Annotated in this window: 11 protein-coding genes; 10 read left to right on the top strand and 1 reads right to left on the bottom strand. The window is 37.9% G+C overall.

What is annotated here, in order from left to right; all coding sequences use genetic code 11:
- Positions 1–167: 167 nt before the first annotated feature.
- The 3 genes from CALSC_RS08885 (at position 168) to CALSC_RS08895 (ending at position 4,240) form a co-directional block, all read left to right on the top strand.
- Positions 168–806 carry a histidine phosphatase family protein gene (locus CALSC_RS08885; RefSeq protein WP_088241006.1) on the top strand — a complete coding sequence of 213 codons (639 nt, stop codon included), beginning with the start codon at positions 168–170 and terminating at the stop codon, positions 804–806.
- Between the two features lie 88 nt (positions 807–894).
- Complete coding sequence (glgX, locus tag CALSC_RS08890; protein ID WP_088241007.1) at positions 895–3,000, top strand: glycogen debranching protein GlgX; 2,106 nt, start codon at positions 895–897, stop codon at positions 2,998–3,000.
- Between the two features lie 688 nt (positions 3,001–3,688).
- Positions 3,689–4,240 carry a hypothetical protein gene (locus tag CALSC_RS08895; protein WP_088241008.1) on the top strand — a complete coding sequence of 184 codons (552 nt, stop codon included), beginning with the start codon at positions 3,689–3,691 and terminating at the stop codon, positions 4,238–4,240.
- Between the two features lie 213 nt (positions 4,241–4,453).
- On the opposite strand, the gene CALSC_RS08900 is transcribed toward CALSC_RS08895, so the two are convergent.
- The gene (locus CALSC_RS08900) at positions 4,454–4,687 is read right to left on the bottom strand and encodes a hypothetical protein (RefSeq protein ID WP_088241009.1); all 234 of its coding nucleotides are present in this window, start codon (positions 4,685–4,687) and stop codon (positions 4,454–4,456) included.
- A gap of 301 nt (positions 4,688–4,988) precedes the next feature.
- Between CALSC_RS08900 and CALSC_RS08905 the strand changes: the two genes are divergently transcribed.
- The 7 genes from CALSC_RS08905 to CALSC_RS08940 all read left to right on the top strand — a co-directional run bounded on the left by CALSC_RS08905 (position 4,989) and on the right by CALSC_RS08940 (position 9,990).
- On the top strand, positions 4,989–7,148 hold the full coding sequence (locus CALSC_RS08905; RefSeq protein ID WP_088241010.1) for a Tex family protein: 2,160 nt from the start codon (positions 4,989–4,991) through the stop codon (positions 7,146–7,148).
- Positions 7,149–7,589: 441 nt separating this feature from the next.
- Positions 7,590–7,874 (top strand): DUF3800 domain-containing protein, encoded by a 285-nt coding sequence (locus tag CALSC_RS26965; protein WP_235006733.1) that lies wholly within the window; start codon positions 7,590–7,592, stop codon positions 7,872–7,874.
- A 149-nt stretch (positions 7,875–8,023) separates the two neighbouring features.
- Complete coding sequence (locus tag CALSC_RS08920) at positions 8,024–8,230, top strand: hypothetical protein (RefSeq protein WP_200817597.1); 207 nt, start codon at positions 8,024–8,026, stop codon at positions 8,228–8,230.
- Between the two features lie 93 nt (positions 8,231–8,323).
- Positions 8,324–8,500, top strand: a complete 177-nt coding sequence (locus CALSC_RS08925; RefSeq protein ID WP_200817598.1) for a type II toxin-antitoxin system RelE/ParE family toxin — start codon at positions 8,324–8,326, stop codon at positions 8,498–8,500.
- Positions 8,501–8,589: 89 nt separating this feature from the next.
- On the top strand, positions 8,590–8,973 hold the full coding sequence (locus CALSC_RS08930) for a hypothetical protein (protein WP_088241012.1): 384 nt from the start codon (positions 8,590–8,592) through the stop codon (positions 8,971–8,973).
- A 6-nt stretch (positions 8,974–8,979) separates the two neighbouring features.
- Positions 8,980–9,315 carry a hypothetical protein gene (locus tag CALSC_RS08935; RefSeq protein ID WP_088241013.1) on the top strand — a complete coding sequence of 112 codons (336 nt, stop codon included), beginning with the start codon at positions 8,980–8,982 and terminating at the stop codon, positions 9,313–9,315.
- 66 nt (positions 9,316–9,381) lie between these two features.
- On the top strand, positions 9,382–9,990 hold the full coding sequence (locus tag CALSC_RS08940; RefSeq protein WP_088241014.1) for a hypothetical protein: 609 nt from the start codon (positions 9,382–9,384) through the stop codon (positions 9,988–9,990).
- Positions 9,991–10,058 lie beyond the last annotated feature (68 nt).

Here is a 10,058-nt window from a genome sequence, read left to right on the forward strand (position 1 = left end):
ACATTGGGGGTGTTGAGTAATCCCGAGTTATTTAACTTGATTACTTAGAAAATTGCCAATAAATGGATTAACCACCTAGAGTATCTCAGAAAATTAGAAGCATTTGCGGACGATTCCCAAAAATTGAGGCTCTGATATAGGAGAATCAAAAATTTAAAGAAAAAATCATGAGCTTAACACTATACCTTCTCAGACATGGAGAAACCACTTATAGCCGTACTGGTGGCTACTGTGGTGAAATAGATGCCGAACTCACATCTGAAGGATTACAGATGGCAGAAGCATTTGCCCATACCTACCAAAAATTACCTTGGAATGCAGTTTATGCCAGTCCCATGAAACGGACTATTGCTACAGCTAAACCTCTGTGTGATGCCGTGGGTATTGATATGCAACTACGGGAAGGGTTGAAAGAAATTAGATATGGAGAATGGGAAAATAAAACCGCAGATTTTGTCAAACAGCACCATGAAGAGGATTATATTCGCTGGATGACTGAACCTGCCTGGAATCCACCCACAGGAGGAGAAACAGCAGTCCAAGTTGCTAGTCGTGCTTCCTTAGTAATTGGCGAAATTGAGCAAAAATATACAAATGGTAATGTACTACTTGTCTCCCATAAAGCTACTATTAGAATTATCCTCTGTAGTCTTTTGGGTATTGAGTTAGGACGTTACCGCGATCGCATTGATATGCCAGCTGCCTCCATTAGTGTGATTAAGTTTGGCATCTATGGGCCATTATTGCAAAAATTAGGCGATCGCTCCTATATGGATGAAAGTCTGCGTTCTTTGTCTGGGACTTAAGGTGGCTCATGGGCAATTATGACGAGGTTTCCATGAGCAGTGATATGCCTACCCAAACACCCAGGAACAATCCCCAAGGATAACTAAAATGGCAGAAAATCTCAAAGTATTACCTGGAAAGAGTTTCCCCTTGGGAGCTACAGTTTATCCTGATGGGGTAAATTTCTGCATCTTTTCCCAACATGGATCGGCTATAGAACTGCTATTATTTGACACTGCTAATGCTGCTCAACCAACTCAAACAATTAAACTCGATCCTGTATTAAACAATACTTATCACTACTGGCATATCTTTATACCAGGAATTAAGGCAGGACAGATTTACGCTTACCGAGCTGACGGCAAGTTTGACCCAGAAAAAGGATACCGTTTTGATAGCAGTAAGGTATTACTAGACCCTTACGCACGGGCAATTGTCGGAGATGAAACTTATGATCGCCAAGCAGCCTTGAGTCCGGGAGATAACTGCGCTCAAGCCCTCAAAGGAGTGGTAATAGATCCTAGTACCTATGATTGGTCAGGGGATCTACATCCGAGAACTTCCTATGCTTGTAGTGTCATTTATGAGTTACACGTAGGCGGTTTTACTCGCCATCCTAACTCCGGTGTATCCCCATCCAAACGAGGCACATATGCTGGTTTAATAGAAAAAATCCCCTACCTGAAGGAATTAGGAATTACCGCAGTCGAATTGCTACCCGTCCACCACTTTGATTCCCAGGATGCACCTCCTGGACTGACCAATTATTGGGGTTACAGCACAATTGGCTTTTTTGCGCCTCATAGGGGTTACAGTTCCCAGAGTGATCCACAAGATGCAGTGGATGAGTTTCGGGATTTGGTTAAAGCCTTGCATGGAGCAGGAATTGAGGTAATTTTGGATGTGGTTTTTAACCACACCGCAGAAGGTAACGAGTCAGGTCCAACTCTCTCATTCCGGGGCTTGGATAACCAAACTTACTACATTTTAGATGAGAATCCCGCTCAGTACAAAAATTATAGTGGTTGTGGCAATACCCTGAAAGGCAATCACCCCATTGTCGGTAGATTGATTCTGGATTCCTTGCGCTACTGGGTTTCGGAAATGCACGTCGATGGTTTTCGTTTTGACCTGGCTACTGTCTTGGGAAGGAATACTTTAGGACAACCGATACATGAAGAAACGGGGATTACAGGTATTATCTCTGTCATCGAATCCGATCCTGTTTTAGCTGGGACAAAACTGATTGCCGAAGCTTGGGATGCGGCGGGATTATATAGTGTGGGCAAGTTTGTCGAATTAGCAGATTGGTTTGCTGAGTGGAATGGTCCATTTCGGGATGATATCCGCCGTTTTCTCAAACGCGATCGCAATTCGGTTAAAACCTTAGCAGCAAGAATTTTAGCTAGTCCCGACATCTATTCGCGGTTAGATAAGGATATCAATCGTAGCGTTAACTTTATTACCTGTCACGATGGTTTTACTCTCAATGACCTAGTTTCCTACAATCGCAAACATAATCTAGCTAACGGAGAAGAAAATTGTGACGGTGCTAATGATAATTTTAGTTGGAATTGCGGTGTAGAAGGAGTCACAGATGACCCAGAAATAGAAAAATTGCGATCGCAACAAATCAAAAATTTCTTTACCATTCTGTTTCTGTCTCAGGGAACCCCCATGTTTCTCATGGGAGATGAAGTCAAACGTACCCAAAAAGGAAATAACAATGCTTATTGTCAGGATAATGAATTAAGTTGGTTTGACTGGAGTTTGACAACTAAGCATAATGGGTTGCGGAATTTTGTCACAAAATTGATTTATTTTATTCAAGCATTAGAAATTTTTCGGCAAGAAAATTTTTTAGCAGTTATGCATAATAGTCAAAAACCACATTTAATTTGGCATGGAATATATTTAGGTCAACCTGATTATGGAGAGTATTCTCATTCTCTTGCCTTTTCCTTATGTCATCCGGATAATGGGGAACATCTTCACATTATGCTCAATGCTTATTGGGAACACCTTGATTTTGAGTTACCTCCTTTAGAATCAGGAAATTATTGGCATCGAATTATTGATACTTCTCTACCCGCACCCGATGATTTTTCTGAATTAGAAATAGCAGCAAAGATCGATAGAGATAGTTATTTAGTTAGGAAATATTCCTCTGTGGTGTTAATGGAAAAAACTAAAGAATTTTTCAGCCAGTCCTAAGGGACTTCCAAATAAAAAATAACCATTCGCTCGAAATGCAAGGGAGCAGGGAGCAAGGAGGAGGGAGCAGGGAGCATGGAGCAGGGAGAAAAAGAGTTTTAAGATGTTTGCACCATGAGCCGAATAATAAGTAATTTCCCGAACTTGATATCACTTATTAATTATTACTTAGTCAGTGCCTGCATTTCAGCAAATTGTCCAGCCTATGGAGAATTGCTGTGACTGAGAATAATACCGAAGCATAACATAGTAGCTAACAGCACATATGTTAACCATGCTTTGTGTTCTGTGAGCATTTTTATGATTAGTAGATGCACTGTTATATTTCCAGATTTTCCGGGAACTATATCAATATAGCTCTAAATTCTGAAAAATTGTCAGAGATACGACCCAAGGCGACATCAGTAAATTCTACCTTCATCTTGTTATGTCAACTACTATTTAAGTAAGTCGGCACAATAAAACCAAACTATGTGAAGAATAGTAAATAAGCCTAAAACCCTTGTTCCCCCTGCTCCCTGCTCCCTGCCCCCTGCCTTATCCAAACGATAATTTTTTACGCCAACCTACTTATCTTTTTTTATCGCTCACCTGTAAGCAAAATATACAGCTAGTTCGACAAAAATTGTAAATTTAAAAAACAGTGAGTTTTGATTAAAAAGTAAATTAATAATTTTAATATAGATAAATGTTGACTGATAAAGAACTAATTATTGAATTTGTCAAAGATTCATTAAATAAAAGACAAGTTTTACTATCTAACTCTGCATTGATAGCTGAATTTGTATGTGATAGTAATCAACTAATTGCTAAAAACGAAGGTATTATTCTGAAAATTCATTTGAATGCAATCACACGAGAATTTTCTGTGAAGGCTAATTCATCCTATTTGCCATTGATGAATGAAATTTTAGCTAATTACAGCTTTATTTTGTCAGGGCAAATAGATCAGCTTGGTTTTTATTCATCTCAGTATTACAAAATGCCCAAAGGCTATCAAGTCATGTGTAGTCAATCTGTATTACTATGGCAAATGTGGTGGAAATATAAAAAGTATGCTAGAGGCAGAGTAATTCCTTTAGACCTGTTAATTAGAAACAGAAATTCATGGTACCCAATTAGGGATTTAATTATTAGTCAAGGATTTATTTATATTAAAACATTAGGGGATGAATTATCTGTGACTCAAGAAGATTGGATAACTTGGTTAAGAAAAATAGATTTGAAACCCTCCACCTAATCAATAAATAATAAGTAATAAGTAATAAGTAATAAGTTTACTGTTTAATAGGTTTGGTGCTTCAAAAATGTCCTAACGTGCTTTGGTAGTCCTATGCTAGGTAAATACGGATGTCCCTATCAATTTGTGATTCTTGCAAATTATTAACAGCGATCGCTAGAACAATCAATCAAATTCTGGTTGTTGTTATAGCTTAACTATTGTCAATTAGCATTATTTTTGTTTGGGTTCAATATTATAAGTATTTTTCCATAAGAGCTTGGGAGTAATAACTAACACAGCAATAAGCAACAATAACTGAATTTCCCAAGGTGCTGATACTAAACTAACAACTAAGCTTAGAGCTGCTAATACACCTGCAAGTTGTCCAATTTCATCAGTAGATCGTTTACAAATATATCCACTGATGAGAGCCGTAAAAAGTGGTAATAGAAATAACAAAGGCATGTTTACCTCGACTTCAACAAAATTTTGATGGGATTTACAAGGACAGAGTATCTAATTGATACAAAACTGAATTATATGTTTCCTGTGATGTAACCACTCAACTTAACTGAGACTTTGGTTGAGATTTGTAAAGTTTCTGATATATTAGCTTATCACCATTAGCTGATACTTTCAAAATATGATTAATGACTTCATAACCTTTTATTAACCGAAAAACTCCATATAATCAGGATTATCAGCAGAATATTACTAATATTTAACCTATTAATTACCCGACGCGCTGTTTTCTCTAACACCACAAATGCTTAACATTCCTCAACTACTATCCACGGAACTCAACCTGAAACCCTTTCAAGTACAGAATGCGCTGGAATTATTGTCGGAAGGTGCAACAATCCCCTTTATTTCCCGTTACCGTAAGGAACGTACTGGAGAAATGAATGAAGTCCAGCTGCGTGATTTGGCAGATAGGTATACTTACTTAACGGAATTAGAAGAAAGAAAGGCAGTAATTTTAAAAGCGATCGCTGAACAAGGTAAACTTACGGATGAGCTAGGAGGGAAAATTAAAGCTTGTTTACAAAAAACGGAGCTGGAAGATTTATACTTACCCTATCGTCCCAAGCGTCGTACCCGCGCTACTATTGCTAAGGAAAAGGGATTAGAACCCCTGGCTGAGTTTATTAAGTCTTTAAATGTGAAGAATGGTGAGTCCCCATCTTTATCAGGAGAAGCACAGAAATATGTTTCTCAAGAGCAGGGAGTCAAAACAGCCGAAGAAGCTTTGAAAGGCGCTGCTGATATCTTAGCAGAAGAAGTGGCAGAGAAAGCCGAATCACGAGCATATTTGCGGGATTACTTGTTAGACGAAGGGGTATTTGTCTCCCGTATCAAAGATGATTATCCTGAAGGTACAACTAAGTTTGAAATGTACCGTGAGTATGAAAACAAGGTGAGGAATATTGCACCCCATAATTTATTGGCATTGTGTCGGGGTGAGAAAGAAGGGATATTAAGTTTTGTAATTGATTTTGATGAAGATGTGGTGCTTGATTATTTGGAAGCAAAGGAAATTCGTACAAAACAGCGCCCTATTCGCAGCTTTTATCAGGAGATGTTGAAAGATGCATTTAACCGCTTGATGAAAAATTCTTTAATAAATGAGGTAATTGCTGAGAAGAAGCTCTACGCAGACATCGAATCGATTAAAACCTTTGAAGCCAATTTACGAGAATTGCTCCTATCTGCACCTGCGGGGATGAAGCCGACAATGGCGATAGATCCTGGATTTCGTACTGGTTGTAAAGTAGCAATATTGGATAGTACGGGGAAATTTTTGGAATATCAGGCGATATTTCCCCACTCTGGTAATGAACAACGAATGAAAGCTGCAAAAAGTCTCAAGGGTCTGTTAGAAAAGTATAAAATAGAATTAATCTCTATTGGTAATGGTACGGCATCTAGGGAAACAGATGAGTTTGTCGGGGAAGTTATAAAAGTCTTAGCAAATAAGCCGATTAAAGTTATTGTCAATGAATCTGGTGCATCTATCTATTCTGCTAGTAAAGTTGCAGCTCAAGAGTTTCCTGATTTAGATGTTACCGTGCGCGGTGCCATTAGTATCGGTAGAAGGTTACAAGATCCCCTAGCAGAATTGGTGAAAATTGATCCCAAATCCATCGGCGTGGGACAATATCAGCATGACGTAGATCAGAAATTGCTGAAAAAGAAATTAGATGAAACCGTGGAAAGTTGCGTTAACTATGTGGGAGTGGATTTAAACACCGCATCCAAGGAACTGCTAACTTTCGTTTCTGGGATAACTTCCACAGTCGCCAATAATATAGTCCAATATCGCAACGAAAATGGAGCCTTTAAAAATCGCAAGCAACTGTTGAAAGTTGCTAAACTCGGGCCAAAAGCCTTTGAGTTAGCAGCCGGTTTCTTACGTATTCGTGGGGGAGAAAATATATTAGATAATACCGCAGTGCATCCGGAAAGTTACGCAATTGTGAAAGCGATCGCATCAGATTTGCAAGTCCCCTTAAAAGAGATTACCCAAATCGCCGCCAAGTTGAAAAAGGCTGATTTGCAAAAATATGTCACCGATACCGTGGGGGAACCCACATTAAGGGATATTTTCAGTGAATTGGAAAAGCCAGGAAGGGATCCCCGTGCTGAGTTCAAGTATGCCACTTTCAAAGAGGGAATTAAGGAAATTTCTGACTTAAAAGAGGGGATGGAATTAGAAGGGATTGTGACAAATGTGGCTAACTTTGGGGCGTTTGTGGATATTGGCGTGCATCAGGATGGGTTGGTGCATATATCCCAACTTGCGGATAGGTTTGTTTCCGATCCCAAGGAGATTGTGAAGGTGGGACAGGTGGTGAAGGTAAGGGTGATGGAAGTGAATCAGAAGTTGAAGCGGATTGGGTTGTCCATGAAAGTGTTGAAGCAGTAGGGATTTAAGCTTAAAATGAGCTTGATAAAATTGCAGCAAGATTTGATCCTGCCGATCCCATAGCAGTTGAGCTGCATGGTAGTCCGATGCTCAGTGGTCGAAGAAGGTGGAGAAGTTATCCAAAGAGTGACAGGGAACAGGCAATTAAAGATATTTTAGAGGTATTTTTAAAGTCACATCCAAGCAATCGTTTATTTGCAAGTGTGATAAAAAAAGTGGTAGTTTCTCCAAGAGATCCAGTTGAAGTTGCATTTGAACAATTAGCCAGTAGATTCGACTATTATTTGGTGAGACTGCATAAAAAAGGTGATACTCAAAGGGGGATCATAAGTAGTTAAACATAATTAATTACACAATGTCATTGCGAGTGTAACGGAGTGAAACGAAGCAATCACAAGGGTTAGGATAACTTCGCGTAGTTCGTAATAATGATAAATATTTTTGTTTGATTACTTAATTTTCGATAAGTCAACCTATGAATCAACCATTCAGGGTTTAGCAACTGACTTCAGAACGAGTGGACACAGTTGGGGTAAACTAATGAATTTTTCAGAAGTGCCTCTATTCCTCGACTCACGAGCATCAAGACTAATTCAACTAGCCGATATAATTGCTTATTCAATTTTCCGATACTTTGAACAAGAAGATGATCGGTTTTTCTCAATTATTGAATCTAGATTTGACTCTGAAGGTGGTATAACACATGGACTACACATACAACAGTAGTAATGCACCTTCTTATTCCATAAAACAGTAACTATATTGTTGATTGTTTATCCATCATCATTTCACAAGTGCGATATTTCATCTAAATTACCCACCTCAAATACCTTCATGTTAAATTGATGAGGTAAGCCCTAAAAATATTTCTGATTATGAGCTTCAGTGATGTTGTTGAAGCAGTCAAAGGTCTTTCTATCGAAGAAAAGCAAGAACTTCAATTGCTGTTGCAGCAATATATACGAGAAGAACGCCGTCAAGAGATATACGAAAAATTCAAAACAGCGCAACTAGAAGAATACAAGGGTGAACTGAAATTTTCCTCTAATATTAATGAACTCAAAACACTGGTAGAGGAGTGAAGTGTGGAAGTTAGTTTCAGTTCTTCATTCCGGCGTGTCTTTAAAAAGCGAATCAAGGGAAATGTAGATTTAGAAGCAAGATTTTGAGAAAAATTGGAACAGTTTACAAAAGACCTTTACAATCCTAGTCTCAAAACTCACAAGTTGTCAGATAAACTTAAGGATTTATGGAGTTTCAGTGTGGATTATGACGAAAGGGTATTGTTTTATTTCACAGAGGATGGAAATGCTGTGTTCGTAGATTTTGGTAGTCATGACGAGGTTTATTAGGTAACAATAAATAACAACGTAAAATATTTGTTGCTATGTTATTATTGAGGTAAGACTAATAGCTCTATTAAAATGGGGAGCTGTTTATTGTGGATATTCTAATTGAGTCAACTAAAAATTTTGAAAAGGATCTCTCTAAATTAAGCCAAGCTGAGAAAGAAACAGTTATCAACAAAATCAATGACTGTACCGATATTTTCTTAACCAACAAGTCCACCGTATATCACAAGCTACATCGCCTCAATTTACCATCTCTCGCCAATGGTTATGAATCTTCTCTCTACATGCTAAAAGTTTCCCAAAAACTGAGAGTAATTCTAACAGTTGACGAAGATACAATTTTTGGACAAATAATATTCACTTTGTTTCGAGCAATTCAACATCAGGATTTAAACAAAGCATATAAGAGTGTAGCAGAGTCATTGTACCAAGATTTTCTCCATCAAGACCAAGAAATCGTAGAAGTGTCGTAGTTACTTATGGCACAGACACTCACTCTCTGCGATGAATACGGCATCATTTATGAAGCCATGAAAATTTTACCAAATGATGAACTTAAAATTGATTTTCTAGAAGCCTTGGCGGAACTGCAAGATTATGAATGTCATAGAACACGAAAGTTCACAAAAACAAGATTGCACAAAATAAAAGGTATCAAACAAGCAATCTATCGTGCTGATATTGATAAAATTTCGGGCTGGCGTACTCACATTCAATATGTTGAGGGGGAAATTCATCTCAAAGACATTATTGAGGGTCAAAGCCATGATGATGTTATTAAAGTTATCAAATCAAAAAAATCCCGATATGAGTAATTTCTAGCCGTTTCAGTTATTCATTCCAGCGTGTCTTTAAAAAGCGAATGCAGCTAAAATAAACAAATGTCCTATAGCGACTTTACATTACGACGTGTCAAACAAGATTTTAATTTAACAATCATTGAAGAAACCACTTTTCTAACATCTATCGAACCGCAACAACCAAGTCCTTTTTTAGCAAATTTTTTGGATAAATATTTACCCTTAGCTTTGGCGTTAAATACAGAAAAAGCTAGGTCAGAAATGCTGATATGTCCTATTTTGTTGGAAGTGAAAGATATATTCCAACAGCAAATTAGTTTATTTTCTGGGAATGATTTTACTGTAGACCAATCAGTAGGACTAAATGGTGTTTGCGATTTTTTAATTAGCCGTTCTCCTGAACAATTATTTATTGATGCACCTGCAGTGGTTGTGGTTGAAGCAAAAAAAGAAGATTTAAATGGAGGGTTAGGACAGTGTATTTCTGAAATGATTGCTGCACAGCATTTTAATCAAGAAAACAATCAATCAATTCCCACTATTTTTGGTGCAGTTACCACCGGAGATAGATGGAAATTTCTCAAGTTGGAATCGAATACTGTAACTATTGGACTTTTAGAATACAATCTTCCTCCAGTTGAGCAAGTTCTTGGTATTTTGGTCAGTTTTGTGGGATCTTCTATAAAGTAAGCGATCGCCTCGCTTCTGAATCGCCTATAATCATCATAATTATACTAATAAATGAATATCCGCAAAGC

The organism is Calothrix rhizosoleniae SC01 (assembly GCF_900185595.1).
In the GTDB taxonomy this organism is placed as follows: domain Bacteria; phylum Cyanobacteriota; class Cyanobacteriia; order Cyanobacteriales; family Nostocaceae; genus Calothrix_A; species Calothrix_A rhizosoleniae.